The sequence below is a fragment of the Pantoea sp. SGAir0175 genome (assembly GCF_043547855.1).
The window spans coordinates 4,085,435-4,109,772 of sequence record NZ_CP028081.1 but is presented as its reverse complement, the minus strand read 5'-3'; the positions used below and the strand labels follow the sequence as shown (position 1 = coordinate 4,109,772).

16 protein-coding genes, 1 tRNA gene and 3 rRNA genes are annotated in these 24,338 nt (G+C 58.0%); 12 read left to right on the top strand and 8 right to left on the bottom strand.

Features of this window, described 5'->3' with window-relative positions:
* Nucleotides 1-192: 192 nt before the first annotated feature.
* The 5 genes from mioC to ravA form a co-directional block, all read right to left on the bottom strand.
* Nucleotides 193-633: an FMN-binding protein MioC gene (gene mioC, locus C1N56_RS19175; RefSeq protein ID WP_021508182.1), complete on the bottom strand. Its 441-nt coding sequence runs from the start codon at nt 631-633 to the stop codon at nt 193-195.
* Between the two features lie 154 nt (nt 634-787).
* Nucleotides 788-1,249, bottom strand: coding sequence for a transcriptional regulator AsnC (asnC, locus tag C1N56_RS19170; RefSeq protein ID WP_007893613.1), 462 nt, complete (start codon nt 1,247-1,249; stop codon nt 788-790).
* A gap of 105 nt (nt 1,250-1,354) precedes the next feature.
* The gene (gene ovoA, locus C1N56_RS19165) at nt 1,355-3,493 is read right to left on the bottom strand and encodes a 5-histidylcysteine sulfoxide synthase (protein WP_394516978.1); all 2,139 of its coding nucleotides are present in this window, start codon (nt 3,491-3,493) and stop codon (nt 1,355-1,357) included.
* Between the two features lie 71 nt (nt 3,494-3,564).
* Nucleotides 3,565-5,025: an ATPase RavA stimulator ViaA gene (viaA, locus tag C1N56_RS19160; protein WP_058770715.1), complete on the bottom strand. Its 1,461-nt coding sequence runs from the start codon at nt 5,023-5,025 to the stop codon at nt 3,565-3,567.
* Complete coding sequence (gene ravA / locus C1N56_RS19155) at nt 5,022-6,518, bottom strand: ATPase RavA (protein WP_058758223.1); 1,497 nt, start codon at nt 6,516-6,518, stop codon at nt 5,022-5,024. Before ravA ends, viaA begins: the two co-directional genes overlap by 4 nt.
* Before the next feature lie 299 nt (nt 6,519-6,817).
* On the opposite strand from ravA, the gene kup reads away from it, so the two are divergent.
* A complete protein-coding gene (kup, locus tag C1N56_RS19150; RefSeq protein WP_021508177.1) occupies nt 6,818-8,686 on the top strand; it encodes a low affinity potassium transporter Kup in 1,869 nt (622 codons plus the stop codon).
* Nucleotides 8,687-8,697: 11 nt separating this feature from the next.
* On the opposite strand, the gene qseC is transcribed toward kup, so the two are convergent.
* A complete protein-coding gene (qseC, locus tag C1N56_RS19145; protein ID WP_394516977.1) occupies nt 8,698-10,029 on the bottom strand; it encodes a quorum sensing histidine kinase QseC in 1,332 nt (443 codons plus the stop codon).
* Complete coding sequence (gene qseB, locus C1N56_RS19140) at nt 10,026-10,688, bottom strand: quorum sensing response regulator transcription factor QseB (RefSeq protein WP_058775628.1); 663 nt, start codon at nt 10,686-10,688, stop codon at nt 10,026-10,028. The genes qseC and qseB overlap by 4 nt, the downstream gene beginning before the upstream one ends.
* A gap of 170 nt (nt 10,689-10,858) precedes the next feature.
* Here qseB and C1N56_RS19135 point away from each other — a divergent pair, with 170 nt between their 5' ends.
* From C1N56_RS19135 to rbsR, 7 genes are all read left to right on the top strand, one after another.
* Complete coding sequence (locus C1N56_RS19135; RefSeq protein WP_058758226.1) at nt 10,859-11,254, top strand: YgiW/YdeI family stress tolerance OB fold protein; 396 nt, start codon at nt 10,859-10,861, stop codon at nt 11,252-11,254.
* Nucleotides 11,255-11,426: 172 nt separating this feature from the next.
* Entirely contained in the window at nt 11,427-11,846 is a 420-nt protein-coding gene (rbsD, locus tag C1N56_RS19130; protein WP_021313542.1) for a D-ribose pyranase, read from the top strand.
* A 7-nt stretch (nt 11,847-11,853) separates the two neighbouring features.
* Nucleotides 11,854-13,362, top strand: a complete 1,509-nt coding sequence (gene rbsA / locus C1N56_RS19125) for a ribose ABC transporter ATP-binding protein RbsA (protein WP_132466901.1) — start codon at nt 11,854-11,856, stop codon at nt 13,360-13,362.
* A complete protein-coding gene (gene rbsC, locus C1N56_RS19120) occupies nt 13,359-14,330 on the top strand; it encodes a ribose ABC transporter permease (protein WP_021508172.1) in 972 nt (323 codons plus the stop codon). The genes rbsA and rbsC overlap by 4 nt, the downstream gene beginning before the upstream one ends.
* A 27-nt stretch (nt 14,331-14,357) precedes the next feature.
* Entirely contained in the window at nt 14,358-15,233 is an 876-nt protein-coding gene (gene rbsB / locus C1N56_RS19115; protein ID WP_021508171.1) for a ribose ABC transporter substrate-binding protein RbsB, read from the top strand.
* 64 nt (nt 15,234-15,297) lie between these two features.
* Nucleotides 15,298-16,227 (top strand): ribokinase, encoded by a 930-nt coding sequence (gene rbsK, locus C1N56_RS19110; RefSeq protein ID WP_058770712.1) that lies wholly within the window; start codon nt 15,298-15,300, stop codon nt 16,225-16,227.
* A 4-nt stretch (nt 16,228-16,231) separates the two neighbouring features.
* Nucleotides 16,232-17,224 carry a ribose operon transcriptional repressor RbsR gene (gene rbsR, locus C1N56_RS19105; RefSeq protein ID WP_369597187.1) on the top strand — a complete coding sequence of 331 codons (993 nt, stop codon included), beginning with the start codon at nt 16,232-16,234 and terminating at the stop codon, nt 17,222-17,224.
* Here rbsR and mdtD read toward each other — a convergent pair.
* A complete protein-coding gene (gene mdtD / locus C1N56_RS19100; protein WP_021508168.1) occupies nt 17,221-18,624 on the bottom strand; it encodes a multidrug transporter subunit MdtD in 1,404 nt (467 codons plus the stop codon). The two genes, rbsR and mdtD, sit on opposite strands and share 4 nt — an antisense overlap.
* A gap of 541 nt (nt 18,625-19,165) precedes the next feature.
* Here mdtD and C1N56_RS19095 point away from each other — a divergent pair.
* From C1N56_RS19095 to rrf, 4 genes are all read left to right on the top strand, one after another.
* Nucleotides 19,166-20,707 (top strand): 16S ribosomal RNA (locus C1N56_RS19095).
* 88 nt (nt 20,708-20,795) lie between these two features.
* Nucleotides 20,796-20,870: transfer RNA gene (locus C1N56_RS19090), tRNA-Glu, on the top strand.
* A gap of 214 nt (nt 20,871-21,084) precedes the next feature.
* Nucleotides 21,085-23,990, top strand: a 23S ribosomal RNA gene (locus C1N56_RS19085).
* Nucleotides 23,991-24,212: 222 nt separating this feature from the next.
* Nucleotides 24,213-24,328, top strand: a 5S ribosomal RNA gene (gene rrf / locus C1N56_RS19080).
* Together the 16S, 23S and 5S rRNA genes with 1 tRNA gene alongside form the textbook arrangement of a ribosomal RNA operon.
* The last annotated feature ends 10 nt before the right edge of the window (nt 24,329-24,338 follow it).

The window sequence follows — 24,338 nt, the reverse complement described above, 5'->3', positions numbered from 1 at the left end:
ATAAGCTGAGATCAACTTTGCTACTTATGCACAGCGTAAAAAAGCATCAGCGGTTGTTCTTTGGATAACTACTGGTTATACGCATGAAATAACGAATCTTATCCACAGAGCGACGCAGGTAAAAGGCGATAAAACAGCGGAATCAACTGGGGATCGACACAAATACCCGATCCCCGACCAGCAAAGATCGTCTTAAATCTGCGGGTGCCAGCTGGCGACCCACACTTCCGCCGGATCTTCCGGAATCTCATGTTCCAGCACGTCGATCTCCAGCCGATCGCCAATACGTTTGGCGCCCAGCTGCGTTAACGTCGTCTCCAGCAGCTTGATCGCACCGCAGAACAGATCGTATTCATGATTACCGATACCCACTGCGCCAAAGCGTACGCCTGAGAGATCCGGCTGGCTCTCCTGCAGCGCTTCATAAAACGGCAGCAGGTTGTCCGGCAGTTCGCCGGCACCGTGCGTTGAGCTGACAATCAGCCAGACGCCCTCCTGCGGCACCTCATCCAGCTCGGGTCCGTGCAGCAGTTCGGTTGAAAAGCCCGCTTCCTGCAGTTTCTCTTCCAGATGTTCAGCGACATATTCGGCGCTGCCAAGGGTACTGCCACTGATTAAGGTAATATCGGCCATGATGCTCTCCCGCACTAAAGGCGAGCATTGTACGCTGTGATCAAGCGGTGATCCACCTGTGGAAAACAGGGTTAATCGTCGATAGCATCAGGCGACAAGGCGCATCACAAAAGCGATCCGCCCGGGATAAGGTTATGCACAGCGGGGAAGCCGATCACGGCTTGATGGTGCGCATGATCGGGTTTTGCAGGGAGATCAGCGTTTCGGTGGACTGGATTTCATCAATGGTCTGGATCTTGTTGATCAGCACCTGCTGCAGCGCGTCAATGGAGCGGCACATCACTTTAATAAAGATGCTGTAGTGGCCGGTGGTGTACCAGGCTTCCACCACTTCATCCAGCGCTTCCAGTTTGCTGAGCGCGGCCGGATAGTCGCGCGCGCTTTTCAAAATGATGCCGATAAAACAGCAGACATCAAATCCGAGCTGCCGTGGATCGATCTCCACGCGCGTACCCAGAATAATCCCCGCCTGACGCATCTTCTCGACGCGCACGTGAATCGTGCCGGGGCTGACGTTGAACTGCTTGGCGAGTTCGGCGTACGCGGTGCGCGCGTTTTGCAGCAGCGCATTTAAAATGCCGCGGTCGAGATTATCCAGTTGCAGGTGTTCCGCCATCATCCATCCTCATTAGGTTCGTCTTCTCTGAACAGGGAGAATGTGCAGCAAATTAGCGGGACAGGCAAGGCGCAGACAGCGGAGCTGCCGCTGTCTGCACGCTTTTTAGCGCTTACGCCACAGCGTCAGCTGGGCCTGTGTGTGCTGGAACTTACGCGCGGTTTCGCGAATCACAAACGGCACGTCCTGCGGCGGCGCAACCTCCTCAAAGGCATCGCGCAGCAGTCGTTGCAGCGCCTGCCAGGTGGTGAGCGCTTCACCGTTTTCACGGAAACCGCCCAGCCAGTTCTCCTTCGGCGTGAACTCTTCCAGCCAGGTGTAAGGTGAGGAGATAGCCAGCAAACCGCCGGAGCGGATCATCGGCGTGATGTCCTGCAGGAAGCGCTTCGGCTGGCGCAGGCGATCGATCAGGTTGGAGGCCAGTACCAGATCGTAGCCATCGGGCTGCGGTTTCAGGTTACAGGCATCGCCCTGCACAAACTGAATGCGCTGCGCCAGGGACTCATCGAAACCAAACTCTTTCAGCCGCACCTGGCGATACTCAACCAGCTCTCCCTCTTCCGGCACCACGTAACGGAAATCCTCGCCCGAGGTCAGCTGCAGCGCCACGTCGATAAAGCGCGCCGAGTAATCCATGCCGGTGACCGCAGCAAAATGGCGTGCCAGTTCAAAGCTGGCACGGCCGGTGGCGCAACCGATATCCAGCGCGTGGCCGCGCTGCGCGCAGTGCGGCAGCACGATATCGACCAGCGCCGCCGCGTAGTTCGGCACACCGTAATAGCCGGGGCCGTACTGGAAGTCGAGGTACTGCGACACCATGCTGTCGGTTTCATACGGATTCAGCGCCATGCTCTCCTGATGCGAGGAAACCACGTAGCGGAAACCGGCATGCTGGAAGAAGTGGCGCCGGAAGGCGTAGCGTGAGGATTTCAGCGCTTCGTTGCCGGTGGAGATCCAGCTGCCGCCTTTGATCAGCGCATGTTTGCCGTCAAAGGTGGGCGTGGAGAAATCGTCATACAGCGGATGTACCCTGAAGCCTTCAAAGCCGTTGGTCGGCGTGGTGGTCCACTGCCAGACGTTGCCGACGATGTCGAAGAAGTCACCCTGGGCAAAGTGGTCTACCGGACAGGAAGAGGCCCAGCGGGCAAGGTTGATGTTGCCCGGCGCGTCGATCCAGTCCGGCTGATCGCCGGCAACCTGCTCGCGCAGCTGCATCCACTCGGCTTCGCACGGCAGCTGGATCGCTTTGCCGCTTTCCTCCGCCAGCCAGCGGCAGAACGCCGCCGCTTCCAGCTGATTCACTTCGGCGGGCCAGTCCCACGGCATCGCCACTTCTTCGGTCATCAGGCGCAGCCGGAGATCGTCAGGTTGCGCGATGTCACCGACCCAGAAAGTCGGCATCTGCGCCTGGGCAAACTCGCGCCAGCCCCAGCCTTCGTCATCCCACCAGCGGCGTTCGTTATAGCCGTTGGCGGCAATAAAATGAAAGAACTCGGCGTTGCTCACCAGCATTTTGCTGGCTTTGAACGGTTTCAGCTCCGTTGAAAGGCTGCCGTATTCGTTGTCCCAGCCGTAGGTATCATCGGTTTTACCCTGCGTGACGCGTCCGCCTGGCATCGCCACCAATGTATTGGCCGGTACCGAGGCACGATCGTGGCGCGCCAGCGGACACGCCGGCCAGTGCGGCTGCGGTTTTACCCACTCAAGCGGCAACTGGCGGATCAGCACGCTGGAGGTTTCGAGGTGAATACGCTCATGCTCAATACCCATCAGAATCACCCACGCCGGGCTGTCCCAGTCAATCGGCAGCTCCAGCGGCATGGTGCGGATAAATTCACTTACCACGGTTTTCACTTTGCCGCGGTAGTCGCGCACTTCGGCTACGTCCGGCCAGCTGTAATGGCTGTCGTCGAGATCGTCCCAGCTCATCTCATCCACGCCGATCGCCATCATCGCCTCGATGCGATCGTCAATGCGCTGCTGCAGATAACCGCCCGCCATCAGCTTATTAATGTAGAAAGTGGCGGTATGGCCAAAGTAGAAGATCAGCGGATGGCGCAGGGTGATGGCTTTATTAAAGTACGCGCGCTCATCGGCGAGGCAGTCGAACAGGCTTTCGTACAGCTCCCAGGTCTGGGTGAAATAGGCCAGCAGTTCGGCGCGTTTGGCGTCGCTGCTGCTGCCGGAAAGCCGGACGGTGCGGGTGGGCGCAGGCAATTGATCGTGAAGATGAGCGGTTGTCACAGTGAACTCCGTAAGCTGATTAAACACAGCGGGTAATTCACTATAGCAAATTAGCATTTCTGCCTGATGAATTAGCGTTTCCAGCGGCGCAGCAGGCGGCTTTTCAGGCCGGTATCGAAGCGCCAGATGTGATCGAAAATGCGCAGAATGCCGGGTTTGCCGTGCGCCGACATCGCCACGGCGTGGAAGCGTTGCTGGTGGTGGCGCTGGCGCTGTTTAATGGTGCTGACGATGTCGTCCGGCAGACGCTGGGCGATGAAATCGGAAACGATCACCGCATCGGCTTCCTGCCACTGACTGCCCTCCATACGCGTGACCACCGCAGACAGGCAGGCGGCCAGATCGGTGCCGCCGCGAAAACGCTGGCTGAGAAAACGGATTGCCTGCTCAATGCCGTTATCCGCGGTCAGCTCGTAGCCAATCACTTCGTGAGCAAACAGCATGATGTAGCAGCGCCGCCTGTCGGCCAGCGCCACCTTCAGCAGCGCCAGACAAAACGCTTTGGCGCAGCGTTCATTGAAACCGCCCATCGAACCAGAGGTATCCACGCAGACGATGAACGGGCCGCGCGGCTGCGCTTCGTGCTGCTGATGGCTGGCCGGGCGCAGTGTCACTTTCTCGTGCCAGGCATCGCCCTGTAACCGGTAGGTCAGCAGGCGTTTCTCCACCAGCCGGCGATAAAACTCCAGCTCCAGTTCGCTGATGCTCAGCGCCGCCAGCTCCGGCGGCAACAGACGCAGCACATCGTCGCTCTGATGGATGCCGCTGACCTCTTCCGGCACGTTGTCCGGCTCGCGCACCAGCTGATGAAACGCTTCCAGCGGCGCATCCTGTGACGGTACCGATTTCGCTTCGCGGCTGCGTCCCAGCTGCTGCGCCAGTTTCATCAGTTCCGGCTGCTGGGCGAGGAAATCGCCATACTGCACAATCAGCTCATAGTCGCCATGCTGCAGCGGTGCCTTGCTCAGATCCCACAGGCGTCCGGCGGCGGCTTCGTCGTCATCGGTCAAAATCGGCGCCAGCTGGCCGCTGATGGCCATGCGCTGCTGCAGCTCAGCCATCAGGCGTTCCCGCTGCTCTTCCAGCAGGGTTTCGTTCAGCGTCAGGGTTTGCAGCGTCAGGCTCAGGCGCCAGCGCTGCAGGAACAGCGTGTGCTGCGCATTGCTCAGCTGGGCGCTGTCGGTATGCAGCAGCAGTTTGCTGGCTTCTTCGATAAACGGGGACGGCAGCGCTTTCAGCTGCGTCATGATGGCAGGCAGTTGCTCACTGAAGGCGTGGCTGCTAAGCAGCTGCATCTGCTGGAACAGCTGAAATTCGCGTGCCAGCGCGTCCGGCACCGGCGTGGTTTTCATCTGGGCGGCAATCTCGGCGCGCCAGCGCGGCAGCTCGCCCATCATCGCCTGTTTCAGGCGCGGAAATTTTTCAAAGAACAGCGCCAGCTGTGGCGAGGCCAGCAGTGCCACGATCAGCTCTTCGATCAGCTCGGTTTCGCCAATCGACAACAGCGTGCTGAGCGTCTCCAGCGAGATCATTTTCTCGCCTGTTTCAGCTGTTCCGCCACATCCTGCAGGCTGGTTTCGACGCGCGCCAGCCAGTCGTCGCTGATAAACAGGCAGCGCTGGTGCTGGCTAAACAGCGTGCGCTGCGCGCGCAGCTGGGCCTCCAGCGCGTCGTACTCTTCAATGATTTCCTGCGGCACGTCGCTGCTGCTGGCGGCACCCGGCAGCGTCAGGCGCGTGGACTGCAGGCTGACGTCGCGCAGCGTCAGACAGTGGTGCGCATCCACCAGCAGGTCGAGCGTCTGGCCAAAGCCGATGCCGTTGAGCTTGCCGCGAATCTCGCCCGCTTTCAGCAGCCACTGATTGAGCGCATCGCGTGCCACCACTACGTGCGTGACCTGCATGTCGTGCAGCGTCAGCGGCTGCTGCAGCATCAGGGTCAGCTGTTCGTCCGTAATCGAGGCCGGTAATTCATAGTGCGGTTTGCGGCTGAACATGCCGCTGTGCTTCTCCAGCGTCAGCGCCTGCGCCACGCTCTGCTGCTGTTGCAGCGCCAGCCGGCGCGCTTTGATCTGCTGCAGCGTGTGCAGCATCGCCTGCTGCTGCCACGCGTGCTGCGTCATCAGCGCATCGATTTCACGATCCAGCAGCTGCATCGACGCCACGTCGTGCCACAGGCAATCTTTCAGCAGGATCAGATCAAGCGGGGCAATCGCCACGCGGCCGCTGTAAAACGCGCTGGCCTGCAGCAGATGGATGGCTTTTTTCCAGCGGCGATCGGAGATATACGGCGCCTCTGGCAGGTTCTCCAGCTGCTGGCGCAGCTGATAGATCAGTTCAAACACATGATCGGGCAGGCTGACCTGGCTGATGCCTTTCTGCCACTGCTGATACTCTTCATCGCTGATGCACAGCGATTCCGCCACCGGGTTGGCGTTTTCATCCTGCTGGTGGGTCAGCATGCTGCGGAAATTCTGTTTTTCATGCACATTGTCGAGCCACAGCCGGATCAGCATACGGTCGTACAGCGCTTCCAGACCGCTGTCGGCCTCCGGCAGTTCGTTGGAGGCGGTGACCAGCAGACGCATCGGGATCGGCTCTTCGCTGTCGCCGTTGCGGAAGCGACGTTCGTTAATGGCGGTGAGCAGCGTATTGAGAATCGCCGGACCGGCTTTCCAGATCTCATCCAGAAAGACAATTTCGGCATCCGGCAGATAGCCTTTGGTCAGACGCTGATAGCGTCCTTCATCTTTCAGCGCCTGAATCGACAGCGGGCCAAACACCTCTTCCGGCGTGGAAAAACGGGTCATCAGGTATTCAAACGCACGGGCGTGCTGGAAGGCGTATTTCAGGCGGCGGGCAATCAGGCTCTTGGCGATGCCCGGTGGCCCGAGCAGAAACACGCTTTCGCCGCTCAGCGCTGCCAGCAGGCAGAGACGAATGGCATGATGCCGTTCATACAGCCCTTTCTCCAGGGCATTGCTGAGGCGAGAAATTCTTTCTGCCAAAAGATGGGGTTGAGCCATAATCACATCATTGTCCTTCTGATCCTGGTGCCGTCATATTCTGGCGAGCGCAATACTCTACTGTTTATCATGCGTGAAAGCGTTGATAGCCGTCAGCTTTTTTGTTTCAGAAGGTTGAGGTGAGGCAAATCGCGGGTTTTCAGCGCATTTCGCGCCGATTTTCGGCGAAAAAACGCTGCGCAGACGGCGTAATGCCAGACGGTAAAAGTAGGTTTTTTCGGGAATATGTGCATACTGTGCGCTTTTTGATGATCTGAGCGCCGGGCTGAGGCCTGCGCGGCTCCAACAAAAGACAACTTATGAGCTCGGATAAGAAACAGTCCCTTGGCGCAGTCACTCTGGCGGCGATCGGCGTGGTGTATGGCGATATCGGCACCAGCCCGCTCTATACCCTGCGCGAGTGTCTCTCTGGTCAGTTCGGCTTTGGCGTGGAACGCGAGGCGGTGTTTGGCTTTCTGTCGCTGATCTTCTGGCTGCTGATTCTGGTGGTTTCGCTTAAATACATCAGTTATGTGATGCGCGCCGACAACGCCGGTGAAGGCGGGATCCTGACGCTGATGTCACTGGCGGGCCGCAATACCGGCGCGCGCGCCACGGCGATTCTGGTGATCATGGGGCTGATTGGCGGCAGCTTCTTCTACGGGGAAGTGGTGATCACGCCGGCGGTATCCGTGCTTTCGGCCATCGAAGGGCTGGAGATCGCCGCGCCGAGCCTCGATAGCTACATTGTGCCGCTGGCGATTGCGGTACTGACGCTGCTGTTTGTGATTCAGAAACACGGCACCGGCATTGTCGGTAAGCTGTTTGCGCCGGTGATGCTGCTGTGGTTCATCATCCTGGCGGTGCTGGGCGCGCGCAGTATCATCAATAATCCTGAGGTGCTGCACGCCATGAACCCATACTGGGCGCTGCACTTCTTTATTCAGTACAAAACGGTATCGTTCTTCGCGCTGGGCGCGGTGGTGCTGGCGATCACCGGCGTTGAAGCGCTGTATGCCGATATGGGCCACTTTGGTAAGTTTCCGATTCGCCTGGCATGGTTTGTGGTGGTGCTGCCGTCGCTGGTGCTCAACTATTTCGGCCAGGGCGCGCTGCTGCTGGAGCATCCGGAGGCCATCAAAAATCCGTTCTTCCTGCTGGCGCCGGACTGGGCGCTGATTCCGATGCTGATTCTCGCGACGCTGGCCACGGTGATCGCCTCGCAGGCGGTGATCTCCGGCGTATTCTCGCTGACGCGCCAGGCGGTGCGTCTTGGCTATCTGCCGCCGATGCGCATCGTGCACACGTCCGAAGAGGAATCCGGCCAGATTTATATTCCGGTGATCAACTGGCTGCTCTATTTCTCCGTAGTGATTGTGATCGTCGGCTTTGAGCACTCCAGCAATCTGGCGGCCGCCTATGGGATTGCGGTGACCGGTACCATGGTGCTGACCGCCATTCTGTGTTCAACGGTGGCGATTCAGAACTGGCACTGGAATCGCTACCTGGTGGTGCTGATTCTCATCGCGATGCTGTGCATCGACGTTTCGCTGTTCTCCGCCAACCTGGTCAAAGTGTTCTCCGGCGGCTGGCTGCCGCTGACGCTGGCGCTGATGATGTTTATCGTAATGACCACGTGGAAGAGCGAGCGCTTCCGCCTGCTGCGTCGTATGCATGAGCATGGCAATTCGCTGGAGGCGATGATCGCCTCGCTGGAGAAGTCGCCGCCGGTGCGCGTGCCGGGCACGGCGGTCTACATGTCGCGGGCGCTCAATGTCATCCCCTTTGCCATGCTGCATAACCTGAAGCACAACAAGGTGCTGCACGAGCGCGTGGTGCTGCTGACGTTGCGTACCGAAGATGCGCCTTATGTGCACAACGTGCGTCGCGTGACCATTGAGCAGCTGTCGCCCACCTTCTGGCGCGTGGTGGCAAGCTACGGCTGGCGCGAAACGCCGAACGTCGAGGAGATTTTCCACCGCTGCGGCCTCGAAGGGCTCAACTGCCGCATGATGGAAACCTCGTTCTTTATGTCACACGAGTCGCTGATCATCGGCAAACGCCCGTGGTATCTGCGTCTGCGCGGCAAGCTGTTCCTTGCGCTGCAGCGCAACGCCCTGCGCGCGCCGGATCAGTTTGAAATTCCGCCTAACCGGGTAATCGAGCTCGGTACTCAGGTCGAAATCTGACGCATCGCGCGTCACCAGCTGAGGGTGACGCGCAGCCCCTGCGGCTGCACCGCGCTGAAGGTCAGCCGGATGCCGTGCAGCTGAGCCACATTTTTCACAATCGACAAGCCAAGCCCGCTGCCGGTTTGCGCCTGCCCCGGCGGTCGCCAGAAGCGTTCGCCCAGCCGCGTCAGTTGATCGGCGCTGACGCCCGGTCCGTTATCCACCACCTCCAGCCTGCGCGCGTTAAGCCGCAGCTGAATCTCACTGCCGGACGGCGTGTAGCGCAGCGCGTTATCCAGCAGATTGCGCAGCAATAAACCCAGCAGCAGTGGATGACCGTTCATCACCGGCTCCGCGTCAGCCGTCAGCGTCAGCCTGGTGTGCTGCGCTGCCGCCTGTGCCTGGTGTTCAGTGACCAGCTGGTGCAGCAACGGCGCGAGGGGGACCGGCTGAAATTCGCTGCGCAGATCGTCTGCTTCGACCCGCGACAGCGTCAGTAGCTGATCGACCAGCCGCGTGGCGCGCAGGATGCCGCTGTCGAGCTGCTGCAGCGCATGGTTACGCATCGCCTCGTCATCGCCGGCCAGCTGAATCACCTCACTCTGCACGCGCAGCGCTGCCAGCGGGCTGCGCAGCTCGTGCGCCGCATCGGAGGTAAAGCGTCGCTCGCGCTGGACCAGCTGTGCCATGCGGGCAAACAGGCCATTCAGCGCCGCCACCAGCGGCTTCACCTCCAGCGGCAGGCGTTGCGGCGTCAGCGGGGTGGCATCATCCGGCGCGCGCTGCTGTAGCGATGCAGTCAGGCGTTTCAGCGGACGCAGCTCAAACCATACCAGCGCCAGCAGCAACAGCAGCATCAGCGGCATGGCCACCAGCCACGGCAGCAGACTGCTCAGTGCCAGATCGCGCGTCATATCATCACGATATTCCCACTCCTGTCCGACCACCACGCGCCACTGCTTATCGGCTGACGTCAGCCACAGCAGCCGCCAGCGATCGTCATCACCACGCAGGCGACCATCGTGGAAGCCGTCACGATCCGCTGTAAACTGCAAATCGCGGCCGTTTTCGCCGTCGTTCAGCAGCGGTTTGCCGTCGGCGCTGAACAGCGCAAAGGCCAGCGCGTCGTCATCCTGATCGCCGCGATGGTGGCGCAAAATCGCTTTGGTTTTTGGCAGCGAGGCGGCCTGCAGGCGACTGGCATCCAGCGCCAGCAGGCGTTTGGCGAACAGCATCTGCTGGGTATCAAACAGCTCATTAACGGTGTCGCGCGTCTGCTGCCATGCGCTAAAGGTGGCGCTGGCACCACACAGAATTATTAACAGCAGAAAGCCGATGGCCAGTCGCAGGAACAGACTCATTCTGCCGCTCCCAGCGTGTAACCAATGCCGTGCACGGTGCGGATGAACTGACTGCCAAGCTTTTTACGCAGATGGTGGATGTGCACTTCGACTGCGTTACTGGAGACGTCGTCGTCCCAGCTGTACAGTTTCTCCTCCAGCTGCGCGCGCGTCAGCACGCGACCGGGATTGCGCAGGAACAGCTCCAGCAGCGCCAGCTCACGGCTTTTCAGGCTGAGCGGTTCGCCATCCAACATCACGCTATGGCTGCCGGGAGCCATCACCAGCCTGCCGTGACGCAGCTCCGGCTGCAGCTGACCGTGACGGCGACGAATCAGCGCCTGCAGACGCGCGGCCACCTCTGTCAGCGCAAACGGCTTACACAGATAGTCGTCGGCACCGAGTTGCAGACCCTGCACGCGCTGGTCCAGCGCATCGCGTGCGGTGAGGATCAGCACCGGGACATCCGCGCCCTGCTCACGCCACTGGCGCAGGATGTCCAGCCCGTCACGTTGCGGCAGCGACAGATCCAGCACCACGGCATCCCATGGCGCCGCGTTGAGTGCCTGAAATCCGGCTTCGCCGCTGACAAACCAGTCGACGCTGAAACCCAGTTTGGTCAGGCCGACCTTCAGGCCATCGCCAATCAGCGTATCGTCTTCAATTAATAAAATGCGCATGCGTTTCTCCCGGTTATCTGGGGGTTTATACGAAGCAGATGCGCGCTTGTACAGCGTCATTCGCCCGTTTTGGCTTATTTTTCCCCTCTTTTTTTCCCTTAAGATCCTGTTAAGAACCCTGTGGTGAAATAGCTCCCGTAATCCGCACAGACATGGAAATGAGGTGAAAAATGAAAAAGAGTGCAGCGCTATTCGCCATTATCGCCCTGGCGGCAACCCCGGTGTTAGCCGCCCAGCAGGGTGGCTTTGTCGACCCGAACGCGCCAGCCGCTCAGGCTAAAGCCGGCGGTTTTAAGGCCGATAACAGCAGTGTGGTGACGGTCAAGCAGGCCGAAGAGATGAAGGATGACAGCTGGATCACCGTGCGCGGCCAGCTTGATAAGCAGATCGGCGATGAAGATTATCTGTTCCGCGACAGCAGCGGCAGCATGAAAGTGGAGATCGACCACAAACGCTGGAACGGCCAGACCATTACGCCGAAGGATCAGGTCGAGTTGACCGGCGAACTGGATAAGGATTTCAATTCGATTGAACTGGACGTTAAACAGGTGCGTAAACTGCCGTAACCTCCCCTGCGGAGCCACGTCGTGGGCTCCGCCATCCCGCCAAACTCAAATTTTCCCCGGCCCAGGCGAAACGTTTCGATGGCGATCACATTTCCGTGATGCCGTCATTGAGTTGCCATGTACATTTAATACACTGCCAGACAGCGAAACGTTTCGCTGTGGAGTGGAATAAATGAAAAAAGGTCGCCTGTTAAACGCTGAAGTCTCTCATGTGATTGCCCGCCTCGGGCATACCGATACGCTGACGATTGCCGATGCGGGCTTGCCGATTCCGGCCGGTCCACAGCGCATCGATCTGGCGCTGACGCCCGGTACGCCCGATTTTTTACAGGTGGTGGAGGTCATCACGCAGGAGATGCAGGTTGAGAGCGCCCTGATAGCGGAGGAGATCCAACAACACAATCCGCAACTCCACAGCCAGCTGATCGCCGTGCTCGAAGCCTTGCAACAGCACCAGGGGAATGTGATTAGCGTTCGTTACACCAGCCATGAACAGTTCAAACAACACACTCAGCGCAGTCAGGCGGTCATTCGCAGCGGAGAGTGCTCTCCGTATGCGAATGTCATCCTGAGCGCGGGCGTCACTTTCTGAGGCCGCTATGCAACCGTTATTGCAACTCAGGGGAATTGAAAAATCATTTCCCGGCGTGAAGGCGCTCAACGGCGCGTCGCTGGCGGTTTATCCCGGGCGCGTGATGGCGTTAGTGGGAGAGAACGGCGCGGGCAAATCCACCATGATGAAGGTGCTGACCGGCATCTACAGTATGGACGCCGGTTCGCTGCACTGGCTGGGCAAAGAAGTGACGTTCTCCGGGCCGAAAGCGTCTCAGGAAGCCGGCATCGGCATCATCCATCAGGAGCTGAACCTGATCCCGCAGCTGACCGTCGCGGAGAATATTTTCCTCGGCCGTGAATTCGTTAACCGCTTTGGCCGCATCGACTGGAAACAGATGTATGCCGCGGCGGATGCGCTGTTAAAGCGCCTCAATCTGCGCTTCAGCAGCCACAAGCTGGTGGGCGATCTGTCGATTGGCGACCAGCAAATGGTGGAGATCGCCAAAGTGCTCAGCTTCGAGTCGCAGGTCATCATTATGGATGAACCGACCGATGCGCTGACCGATACCGAAACCCTGTCGCTGTTCCGCGTCATCAATGAGCTGAAAGCGCAGGGCTGCGGCATTGTTTATATCTCCCACCGCATGAAAGAGATCTTTGAGATTTGCGATGACGTCACCGTGTTCCGCGACGGCCAGTTTATTGCCGAGCGCGCGGTAAACGATCTGAGCGAAGAGGGCCTGATCGAAATGATGGTTGGCCGCAAGCTTGAGGATCAGTATCCGCATCTCGATCAGACACCGGGCGAGGTGCGGCTGCGGGTCGAGCACGTTAGCGGACCGGGCGTAGAAGATGTCAGCTTTACCCTGCGTAAGAGCGAGATTCTGGGCATTTCCGGTCTGATGGGCGCGGGCCGCACCGAATTAATGAAGGTGCTGTACGGCGCGCTGCCGCGTACGCACGGCAAAGTGACGCTTAACGGCCGCGAGATTGTCACCCGCTCGCCGCAGGACGGCCTGGCCAACGGCATCGTCTATATCTCGGAAGACCGTAAGCGTGACGGGCTGGTGCTCGGGATGTCGGTCAAAGAGAACATGTCGCTGACCGCGCTGCGCTACTTCAGCCGCGCCGATGGCGGCCTGAAGCACGCCGAAGAGCAGCTGGCGGTGGGCGATTTTATTCGCCTGTTCAATGTGAAAACGCCGTCAATGATGCAGCCGATCGGTCTGCTGTCCGGCGGTAATCAGCAAAAAGTGGCGATTGCGCGTGGCCTGATGACGCGCCCGGATGTGCTGATCCTCGACGAGCCGACGCGCGGCGTCGATGTCGGGGCGAAAAAAGAGATCTATCAGTTAATTAACCAGTTTAAAGCCGAAGGGCTGAGCATCATCCTGGTGTCGTCGGAAATGCCGGAAGTGCTGGGCATGAGCGACCGCATTCTGGTGATGCATGAAGGCCATCTGAGTGGCGAATTTTCCCGTGAGCAGGCTACCCAGGAATCCCTGATGGCAGCGGCGGTCGGTAAGCAACACAGCGAGGAGTTAGTTGTATGAGTACCCAAACCTTACCTGCCAGCCGTCGCTGGTTCAGCAAAGCCTGGCTGCTGGAGCAGAAATCGCTGATCGCGCTGATTGTGCTGATCGCCGTGGTTGCCAGCCAGAGCCCGAATTTCTTCACGCTGCCCAACATGTTCAACATCCTGCAGCAGACGTCGGTCAACGCCATCATGGCGGTGGGCATGACGCTGGTGATCCTGACCTCAGGCATCGACCTTTCGGTCGGCTCGCTGCTGGCGCTGACCGGCGCGGTAGCGGCATCGATTGTCGGGCTGGAAGTTAATGCATTGGTGGCCGTAGCGGCATCGCTGGCGCTGGGTGCCTTTATTGGTGCCATTACCGGTGTGATTGTGGCACGCGGCAAGGTGCAGGCGTTTATCGCTACGCTGGTAATGATGCTGCTGCTGCGCGGCGTCACCATGGTTTATACCAACGGCAGTCCGATCAACACCGGCTTCAGCGATAACGCCGATCTGTTTGGCTGGTTCGGTATTGGCCGTCCGCTGGGCATTCCGACGCCGGTATGGCTGATGGCGGTGGTGTTCGCGCTGGCGTGGTACATGCTGCATCACACCCGCCTCGGCCGCTATATCTATGCGCTGGGCGGAAACGAAGCGGCCACGCGCCTGTCCGGCATCAATGTTAACCGCGTTAAAGTCATCGTCTATTCGCTGTGCGGCCTGCTGGCGGCGCTGGCGGGCACCATCGAAGTGGCGCGTCTCTCTTCCGCGCAGCCGACGGCGGGCACCGGTTATGAACTGGATGCGATTGCCGCAGTAGTGCTGGGCGGTACCAGCCTCGCGGGCGGTAAAGGACGCATTATGGGCACGCTGATCGGTGCGCTGATTCTCGGCTTCCTCAATAACGGCCTCAACCTGATGGGCGTATCGTCTTACTACCAGATGATTGTCAAAGCCGTCGTCATTCTGCTGGCGGTGCTGGTGGATAACAAAAGCAGTAAGTAACTCTGACCTTCACACAGGATTAAAGAAATGAAAAAGTTAACTGCATTGGCCGTCATCCTTGGCGCCACCCTCAGTGCTGGCGCGATGGCTAAGGATACGATTGCGCTGGTGGTCTCAACCCTGAATAACCCGTTCTTTGTGTCGCTGAAAGATGGCGCACAGAAAGAAGCCGATAAGCTGGGCTATAACCTGGTGGTGCTCGACTCACAGAACAACCCGGCAAAAGAGCTGGCAAACGTGCAGGATCTCACCGTGCGCGGCACCAAACTGCTGCTGATCAACCCAACGGATTCTGACGCGGTCGGTAACGCCGTGAAAATGGCTAACCAGGCGAACATCCCGGTGATTACGCTGGACCGTATGGCGGCGCAGGGTAAAGTTGTCAGCCACGTGGCGTCTGATAACCGCTTCGGCGGCAAAATGGCCGGCGATTTCATCGCGAAGAAACTGGGCGACGGTGCGAAAATCATCGAGCTGCAGGGCATTGCCGGCACCTCCGCTGCCCGCGAGCGTGGTGAAGGCTTTAAGCAGGCCGCCGATGCGCACAAATTCAACGTGCTGGCCAGCCAGCCGGCCGACTTCGACCGGACTAAAGGTCTGAACGTGATGCAGAATCTGCTGCAGGCGCATCCGGACGTGCAGGCAGTCTTTGCCCAGAACGACGAAATGGCGCTGGGTGCATTGCGTGCGCTGCAGACCGCAGGCAAAACCGACGTGCTGGTGGTGGGCTTTGACGGCACCGCGGACGGCGTGAAGGCGGTAGAATCCGGTAAACTCAGCGCGACCGTTGCACAGATGCCAGACAAGATTGGTATGATTGGCGTCGATACCGCAGATAAAGTTCTGAAGGGCGAAAAAGTGCAGGCGATCAACCCGGTTGACCTGAAACTGGTTACTAAATAAAACCCAAAGAAAAGCATGGCAACGCGCCACCCTCGCGGTGGCGCAACTTCCTGGATAACTCCCTATGAGCAAAAGCGCAAAACTGGCGGTACTCGGCAGCATCAACGCCGACCACATCCTCAACCTCGCCCATTTTCCCCGTCCGGGTGAAACGGTGATCGGGAAACAGTATCAGGTTGCCTTTGGCGGTAAAGGGGCCAACCAGGCCGTCGCGGCTGGCCGGGCCGGCGCTGACATTGCTTTTATTGCCTGCGTGGGTGCAGATGACATCGGCGAACGTATTCGCCAGCAGCTGCAGCAGGACCAGATTGATACCGCTCCGGTGGAAACCGTGGCGCAGGAAGCCACCGGCGTGGCGATGATCTTCGTGAATGGCGAAGGCGAAAATAACATTGGCATCTACTCAGGCGCGAATGCGGCGCTGACGCCAGCCTGTGTGGAGCGCCACCAGCAGGTGATTCGTTCGGCCGATGCGCTGCTGATGCAGCTGGAGTCGCCACTGGACAGTGTGCTGGCCGCGGCCCGCATCGCGCGCGCCAGTCATACTCAGGTGATCCTCAATCCGGCGCCGGCGACCCAGCTCTCTGATGAGCTGCTGGCGCTGATCGACATCATTACGCCGAATGAAACCGAAGCGGAAATCCTCACCGGTATCGCCGTCAACGACGACGACGACGCGGCGCGGGCAGCTCAGGCGCTGCACGCCAAAGGCATCGATACCGTATTGATTACGCTGGGCCGGCGCGGCGTATGGCTCAGCGAGCAGGGCCAGGGACAGCGTATTCCCGGCTTCAGCGTGCAGGCGGTGGATACCATCGCTGCCGGTGATACCTTCAACGGCGCCTTCATTACCGCGCGGCTGGAAGGCGTGGCGATGCAGGATGCGGTCCGTTTTGCCCATGCGGCGGCAGCCATTGCCGTGACACGCCCGGGCGCACAGCCCTCAGTGCCATGGCGCACTGAGATTGACGCATTCCTGCAGCAACAGGGTTAAGCGCTTGGCTACCATGAAAGATGTCGCCCGTCTGGCGGGCGTCTCCACCTCCACCGTTTCGCACGTTATCAACAACAACCGTTTTGTTAGTGAACAGGTGCGCGACCGAGTGGAACAGGCGATTCGCGAATTAAACTACGCGCCGTCGGCGCTGGCGCGCAGCCTGAAGATCAAGCAAACACGCACCATTGGCATGTTACTGACCGCCAGCAGCAACCCGTTCTACTCGGAAGTGGTGCGCGGTGTAGAGAACAGCTGCTATGAACGCGGCTACAGCCTGATTCTGTGCAATACCGAAGGCGATGAAGAGCGCATGAATCGCAGCCTTGAAACGCTGATGCAGAAGCGCGTGGATGGCCTGCTGATGATGTGCACGGAAACCCATCTGCCCTCCGCCGACATCCTTAATCGCTATCCTTCGGTGCCGATGGTGATGATGGACTGGGCGCCGTTTGAAGGGCGCGGCGATATTATTCAGGATAACGCGCTGCTGGGCGGCGAACTGGCCACGCAGTATCTGATTGACCGCGGTTACACCCGCATCGCCTGTATTGCCGGGCCGCTGGATAAAACTCCGGCGCGCCTGCGTCTGGACGGTTTTCATCAGGCGATGGCTGCCAGTGGGCTGGCGGTGCCACCGGGCTATGTGGTGGACGGCGATTTCGAATTTCAGGGCGGTTTTAACGCCATGAATCAGCTGCTGGCGCTCGATCCGCCACCGCAGGCGGTGTTTACCAGCAACGATGCGATGGCGGTGGGCGTCTATCACGCCCTGTATCAGGCGGGACTGCGCGTGCCGCAGGATATGGCGGTGATGGGCTATGACAACATTGAGCTGGCGCGCTATCTGACGCCGCCGCTCAGTACCATTCATCAGCCGAAAGATGAGCTGGGCGAGCTGGCCATTGATACGCTGATTCATCGTATGAGCGATCCCGACGCCAGCCAGCAAACGCTGGTGCTGACGCCGGAGCTGGTGGAGCGCGGTTCGGTTTAACTGCTTTTACGCGTTTTCTCGCGGTTGGCGATCAGGTTACGGCCATCACCCGGCCGTAACATCAGAAACGCCAGCGCCGACAGCACGGTAATCACGCCCATGGTAAAGAAGGTGGCGTGGAACTGCTGCACCGTGGTGCTCTCAAAATCCTGGTAAAAGCGCAGCACGGCGGCGCTGACCGCCACGCCAAAACTGATCGACACCTGCTGCGTTACCGCCAGCACGCTATTGCCGCCGCTGGCGTTCTCATCATTCAAATCCGCCAGCGTGATGGTATTCATGGCGGTAAACTGGGTGGACATCGCCATGCCCAGTACAAACAGCGCCACCAGCAACATGATGATGCTTCCGTCCGGCGACTGCAGCGCGAAGCTGGCGACCAGCACGCCGATGATAACCGTAATGCCCACCAGCGTTTTACGATAGCCAAAGCGGCGCAGCACCTGAGTCACGGTGGATTTAGCCAGCAGCGAGCCAATCGCCGTAGGGCCCATCATGCAGCCGGCGATGATCGCCGGATAGCCAAATCCTACCTGTAACATCAGCGGCATCAGGAACGGAATACAGCCAGTACCGAGACGCGCGGCAATATTACCGATAATCCCGACGGAGAACGTGCGTGTCTTAAACATCGGCAGACTAATCAGCGGAGCCGGATGGCGGCGCGCATGCATAATATAGAGCAGCAGCAATACCACGCCGCTGACCAGCACCAGCACCGCCTGCCACGGCGATACGATACGCTCGCCAAACAGCTCAATACCGATGGAGATCAGCACCAGGCCAAAACCAAACAGCATAAAGCCGCCGAAATCGAAGCGGCGTTTTGGCGTGGTGAAGTCTGGCATATATTTGCGTGCATAGAAGATGCCGGCGATGCCGATAGGAATATTAATCAGGAAGATCCAGTGCCAGCTGGCGTAGGTGACCAGCAGACCGCCGAGCATAGGGCCAAGAATCGGTCCGACCAGGCCGGGCATGGTGACGAAGTTGAGTACCGGCAGCAGTTCGCTGCGCGGATAGGCGCGCAGCAGCGCCAGACGCGCTACCGGCATCATCATTGCTCCGCCAACGCCTTGCACCACGCGCGAAACCACCAGCATGCTCAGCGATCCGGACAGCGCACAGGCCAGTGACCCGAGCGTGAACAGGGAAACCGCCACAATAAACACCTTACGCGTGCCAAAGCGATCGGCCAGCCAGCCGCTGACCGGAATCAACATCGCGACCGTGAGCGTATAACTGATGACAGCGGACTGCATGGCGAGTGGGGAACGTTCAAGGCTGGTGGCAATGGCGGGAAGCGCGGTATTCAGGATGGTGGCGTCGAGAGCCTGCATAAAAAACGCCATGGCGGCGATCCAGGGCAGGCCGGCCATACTGCGCGCGGAGCGAATCATTGAAAATCCTTCTTGAAGAAAATCGGTCAGCAAAGAGCGTAAGTTAAACAGGATAGCATCGGTCGCTGCGACGATGGCGCTGATTTGTGCCGCCGGGATAGCTGATTTGCCTGATTATTGGCCGGGAAATGTCTGTTTTTACCGCGTTCGTATAAAAAAGTAGCTTTCGGTCAATTTTTTTCAGGAAATGCTTGTCACTTCAGATTAACTCCCTATAATGCGCCACCACTGAGACGGCAAAGCGGCAACGCAGGCGGCTCAGCAGGGCGTGAAGTGATTCACCCCGCCGGAGAAAAACGCTGAAAAAAGTGTTTGACTCTGAAGGAGGAAAGCGTAATATACGCCACCTCGCGACAGCAGGCCGAACGCCGCGTCGCACCGCTCTTTAACAATTTATCAGACAATCTGTGTGGGCACTCGCAGGATTGATATCAGCGTCTCCGGACGTAAAAAATATCAAGTCTTTGCTGAGTGAACACGTAATTCATTACGAAGTTTAATTCACAGAGCATCGCTGCACTCGTTGCAGCAAATCAAACTTAAATTGAAGAGTTTGATCATGGCTCAGATTGAACGCTGGCGGCAGGCCTAACACATGCAAGTCGAACGGCAGCACAGAAGAGCTTGCTCTTTGGGTGGCGAGTGGCGGACGGGTGAGTAATGTCTGGGAAACTGCCCGATGGAGGGGGATAACTACTGGAAACGGTAGCTAATACCGCATAACGTCGCAAGACCAAAGTGGGGGACCTTCGGGCCTCACACCATCGGATGTGCCCAGATGGGATTAGCTAGTAGGTGGGGTAATGGCTCACCTAGGCGACGATCCCTAGCTGGTCTGAGAGGATGACCAGCCACACTGGAACTGAGACACGGTCCAGACTCCTACGGGAGGCAGCAGTGGGGAATATTGCACAATGGGCGCAAGCCTGATGCAGCCATGCCGCGTGTATGAAGAAGGCCTTCGGGTTGTAAAGTACTTTCAGCGGGGAGGAAGGCGGTGAGGTTAATAACCTTGCCGATTGACGTTACCCGCAGAAGAAGCACCGGCTAACTCCGTGCCAGCAGCCGCGGTAATACGGAGGGTGCAAGCGTTAATCGGAATTACTGGGCGTAAAGCGCACGCAGGCGGTCTGTTAAGTCAGATGTGAAATCCCCGGGCTTAACCTGGGAACTGCATTTGAAACTGGCAGGCTTGAGTCTCGTAGAGGGGGGTAGAATTCCAGGTGTAGCGGTGAAATGCGTAGAGATCTGGAGGAATACCGGTGGCGAAGGCGGCCCCCTGGACGAAGACTGACGCTCAGGTGCGAAAGCGTGGGGAGCAAACAGGATTAGATACCCTGGTAGTCCACGCCGTAAACGATGTCGACTTGGAGGTTGTGCCCTTGAGGCGTGGCTTCCGGAGCTAACGCGTTAAGTCGACCGCCTGGGGAGTACGGCCGCAAGGTTAAAACTCAAATGAATTGACGGGGGCCCGCACAAGCGGTGGAGCATGTGGTTTAATTCGATGCAACGCGAAGAACCTTACCTGGCCTTGACATCCAGAGAACTTAGCAGAGATGCTTTGGTGCCTTCGGGAACTCTGAGACAGGTGCTGCATGGCTGTCGTCAGCTCGTGTTGTGAAATGTTGGGTTAAGTCCCGCAACGAGCGCAACCCTTATCCTTTGTTGCCAGCGGCTCGGCCGGGAACTCAAAGGAGACTGCCGGTGATAAACCGGAGGAAGGTGGGGATGACGTCAAGTCATCATGGCCCTTACGGCCAGGGCTACACACGTGCTACAATGGCGCATACAAAGAGAAGCGACCTCGCGAGAGCAAGCGGACCTCATAAAGTGCGTCGTAGTCCGGATTGGAGTCTGCAACTCGACTCCATGAAGTCGGAATCGCTAGTAATCGTAGATCAGAATGCTACGGTGAATACGTTCCCGGGCCTTGTACACACCGCCCGTCACACCATGGGAGTGGGTTGCAAAAGAAGTAGGTAGCTTAACCTTCGGGAGGGCGCTTACCACTTTGTGATTCATGACTGGGGTGAAGTCGTAACAAGGTAACCGTAGGGGAACCTGCGGTTGGATCACCTCCTTACCTGAAGATACTTTCCCGCGAAGTGCTCACACAGATTGTCTGATAGAAAAGTAACGAGCAGGACGGCTGCGAAGTCGTGACACTTTGTGTCCCCTTCGTCTAGCGGTTAGGACTCCGCCCTTTCACGGCGGCAACAGGGGTTCGAATCCCCTAGGGGACGCCACTGCTTGGTGACAGGTGAAAGGTGTCTCCACAGAATATCTCAAAACTGACGGTAACGTCGTGTTTGAGATATTGCTCTTTAACAATCCGGAACAAGCTGAAAATTTGAAACGACGCGTCGTGTTCATTCTCCGTAATAAGAATGAAATGGCGATGCGTTCGAGTCTCTCAAATGCTTGCAGTCCGCAGCGTTGCAAAACGCCTGTGGGTTGTGAGGTTAAGCGACTAAGCGTACACGGTGGATGCCCTGGCAGTCAGAGGCGATGAAGGACGTGCTAATCTGCGAAAAGCGACGGTAAGGTGATATGAACCGCTACAGCCGTCGATGTCCGAATGGGGAAACCCAGTGTGTTTCGACACACTATCGTTAACTGAATACATAGGTTAACGAGGCGAACCGGGGGAACTGAAACATCTAAGTACCCCGAGGAAAAGAAATCAACCGAGATTCCCCCAGTAGCGGCGAGCGAACGGGGAGCAGCCCAGGACCTGAATCAGCTTGTGCATCAGTGGAAGCGTCTGGAAAGTCGCGCGATACCGGGTGACAGCCCCGTACACGAAGATGCATGAGTTGTGAGTCCGACGAGTAGGGCGGGACACGTGGTATCCTGTCTGAATATGGGGGGACCATCCTCCAAGGCTAAATACTCCTGACTGACCGATAGTGAACCAGTACCGTGAGGGAAAGGCGAAAAGAACCCCGGCGAGGGGAGTGAAACAGAACCTGAAACCGTGTACGTACAAGCAGTGGGAGCCTACTTGTTAGGTGACTGCGTACCTTTTGTATAATGGGTCAGCGACTTATATTCTGTAGCAAGGTTAACCGCATAGGGGAGCCGAAGGGAAACCGAGTCTTAATTGGGCGTTAAGTTGCAGGGTATAGACCCGAAACCCGGTGATCTAGCCATGGGCAGGTTGAAGGTTGGGTAACACTAACTGGAGGACCGAACCGACTAATGTTGAAAAATTAGCGGATGACTTGTGGCTGGGGGTGAAAGGCCAATCAAACCGGGAGATAGCTGGTTCTCCCCGAAAGCTATTTAGGTAGCGCCTCGTGAACTCATCTCCGGGGGTAGAGCACTGTTTCGGCTAGGGGGCCATCCCGGCTTACCAACCCGATGCAAACTGCGAATACCGGAGAATGTTATCACGGGAGACACACGGCGGGTGCTAACGTCCGTCGTGAAGAGGGAAACAACCCAGACCGCCAGCTAAGGTCCCAAAGTCATGGTTAAGTGGGAAACGATGTGGGAAGGCACAGACAGCCAGGATGTTGGCTTAGAAGCAGCCATCATTTAAAGAAAGCGTAATAGCTCACTGGTCGAGTCGGCCTGCGCGGAAGATGTAACGGGGCTAAACCATGCACCGAAGCTGCGGCAGCGACACTATGTGTTGTTGGGTAGGGGAGCGTTCTGTAAGCCGCTGAAGGTGTGCTGTGAGGCACGCTGGAGGTATCAGAAGTGCGAATGCTGACATAAGTAACGATAAAGCGGGTGAAAAGCCCGCTCGCCGGAAGACCAAGGGTTCCTGTCCAACGTTAATCGGGGCAGGGTGAGTCGACCCCTAAGGCGAGGCTGAAAAGCGTAGTCGATGGGAAACAGGTTAATATTCCTGTACTTGGTGTTACTGCGAAGGGGGGACGGAGAAGGCTAGGTTATCCGGGCGACGGTTGTCCCGGTTTAAGCGTGCAGGTGTGAAGACCAGGCAAATCCGGTCTTCTTTAACACTGAGGCGTGATGACGAGCCGCTACGGCGGTGAAGTAACTGATGCCCTGCTTCCAGGAAAAGCCTCTAAGCTCCAGGTAACACGAAATCGTACCCCAAACCGACACAGGTGGTCAGGTAGAGAATACCAAGGCGCTTGAGAGAACTCGGGTGAAGGAACTAGGCAAAATGGTGCCGTAACTTCGGGAGAAGGCACGCTGGCGCGTAGGTGAGGGGACTTGCTCCCGGAGCCGAGGCCAGTCGAAGATACCAGCTGGCTGCAACTGTTTATTAAAAACACAGCACTGTGCAAACACGAAAGTGGACGTATACGGTGTGACGCCTGCCCGGTGCCGGAAGGTTAATTGATGGGGTTATCCGCAAGGAGAAGCTCTTGATCGAAGCCCCGGTAAACGGCGGCCGTAACTATAACGGTCCTAAGGTAGCGAAATTCCTTGTCGGGTAAGTTCCGACCTGCACGAATGGCGTAATGATGGCCAGGCTGTCTCCACCCGAGACTCAGTGAAATTGAAATCGCTGTGAAGATGCAGTGTACCCGCGGCAAGACGGAAAGACCCCGTGAACCTTTACTATAGCTTGACACTGAACATTGAGCCTTGATGTGTAGGATAGGTGGGAGGCTTTGAAGCGCGGACGCCAGTCTGCGTGGAGCCAACCTTGAAATACCACCCTTTAATGTTTGATGTTCTAACGTAGGCCCGTAATCCGGGCTGCGGACAGTGTCTGGTGGGTAGTTTGACTGGGGCGGTCTCCTCCCAAAGCGTAACGGAGGAGCACGAAGGTTGGCTAATCCTGGTCGGACATCAGGAGGTTAGTGCAATGGCATAAGCCAGCTTGACTGCGAGAGTGACGGCTCGAGCAGGTGCGAAAGCAGGTCATAGTGATCCGGTGGTTCTGAATGGAAGGGCCATCGCTCAACGGATAAAAGGTACTCCGGGGATAACAGGCTGATACCGCCCAAGAGTTCATATCGACGGCGGTGTTTGGCACCTCGATGTCGGCTCATCACATCCTGGGGCTGAAGTAGGTCCCAAGGGTACGGCTGTTCGCCGTTTAAAGTGGTACGCGAGCTGGGTTTAGAACGTCGTGAGACAGTTCGGTCCCTATCTGCCGTGGGCGCTGGAGAATTGAGGGGGGTTGCTCCTAGTACGAGAGGACCGGAGTGAACGCACCGCTGGTGTTCGGGTTGTCATGCCAATGGCACTGCCCGGTAGCTAAGTGCGGAAGAGATAAGTGCTGAAAGCATCTAAGCACGAAACTTGCCCCGAGATGAGTTCTCCCTGACCCCTTGAGGGTCCTGAAGGGACGTTGAAGACGACGACGTTGATAGGCCGGGTGTGTAAGCGCAGCGATGCGTTGAGCTAACCGGTACTAATGACCCGTGAGGCTTAACCTTACAACGCCAGAGGCGTTTTGGTCCGAGAGACCGGAGAATTTTCAGCTTGTGACGGATAAAGAATCAGCTTTGTTCTGCGGACGCGAGTCCGGAGGATTTTGCGCTGAGGCGAGGCGGCAAGCGAAGGAAAGGAAGGAGCATACACGAGTATGTGACTGACTTTGCGAGCGCGGCCAACGCGGCATCAGTGCGAAAGACGCGGGACAGGGCACAAAGAATTTGCCTGGCGGCAACAGCGCGGTGGTCCCACCTGACCCCATGCCGAACTCAGAAGTGAAACGCCGTAGCGCCGATGGTAGTGTGGGGCCTCCCCATGCGAGAGTAGGGAACTGCCAGGCATCAAATAAG

Bases quoted from the DNA above. Each gene is read 5' to 3' on its own strand.
- rbsA (WP_132466901.1), top strand. From the start codon at position 11,854: ATGCAACCGTTATTGCAACTCAGGGGAATTGAAAAATCATTTCCCGGC.
- C1N56_RS19135 (WP_058758226.1), top strand. From the start codon at position 10,859: ATGAAAAAGAGTGCAGCGCTATTCGCCATTATCGCCCTGGCGGCAACC.
- kup (WP_021508177.1), top strand. From the start codon at position 6,818: ATGAGCTCGGATAAGAAACAGTCCCTTGGCGCAGTCACTCTGGCGGCG.
- asnC (WP_007893613.1), bottom strand. From the start codon at position 1,249: ATGGCGGAACACCTGCAACTGGATAATCTCGACCGCGGCATTTTAAAT.
- mioC (WP_021508182.1), bottom strand. From the start codon at position 633: ATGGCCGATATTACCTTAATCAGTGGCAGTACCCTTGGCAGCGCCGAA.
- qseB (WP_058775628.1), bottom strand. From the start codon at position 10,688: ATGCGCATTTTATTAATTGAAGACGATACGCTGATTGGCGATGGCCTG.
- rbsB (WP_021508171.1), top strand. From the start codon at position 14,358: ATGAAAAAGTTAACTGCATTGGCCGTCATCCTTGGCGCCACCCTCAGT.
- rbsD (WP_021313542.1), top strand. From the start codon at position 11,427: ATGAAAAAAGGTCGCCTGTTAAACGCTGAAGTCTCTCATGTGATTGCC.
- mdtD (WP_021508168.1), bottom strand. From the start codon at position 18,624: ATGATTCGCTCCGCGCGCAGTATGGCCGGCCTGCCCTGGATCGCCGCC.
- rbsK (WP_058770712.1), top strand. From the start codon at position 15,298: ATGAGCAAAAGCGCAAAACTGGCGGTACTCGGCAGCATCAACGCCGAC.
- viaA (WP_058770715.1), bottom strand. From the start codon at position 5,025: ATGATCTCGCTGGAGACGCTCAGCACGCTGTTGTCGATTGGCGAAACC.
- qseC (WP_394516977.1), bottom strand. From the start codon at position 10,029: ATGAGTCTGTTCCTGCGACTGGCCATCGGCTTTCTGCTGTTAATAATT.
- rbsC (WP_021508172.1), top strand. From the start codon at position 13,359: ATGAGTACCCAAACCTTACCTGCCAGCCGTCGCTGGTTCAGCAAAGCC.
- ravA (WP_058758223.1), bottom strand. From the start codon at position 6,518: ATGGCTCAACCCCATCTTTTGGCAGAAAGAATTTCTCGCCTCAGCAAT.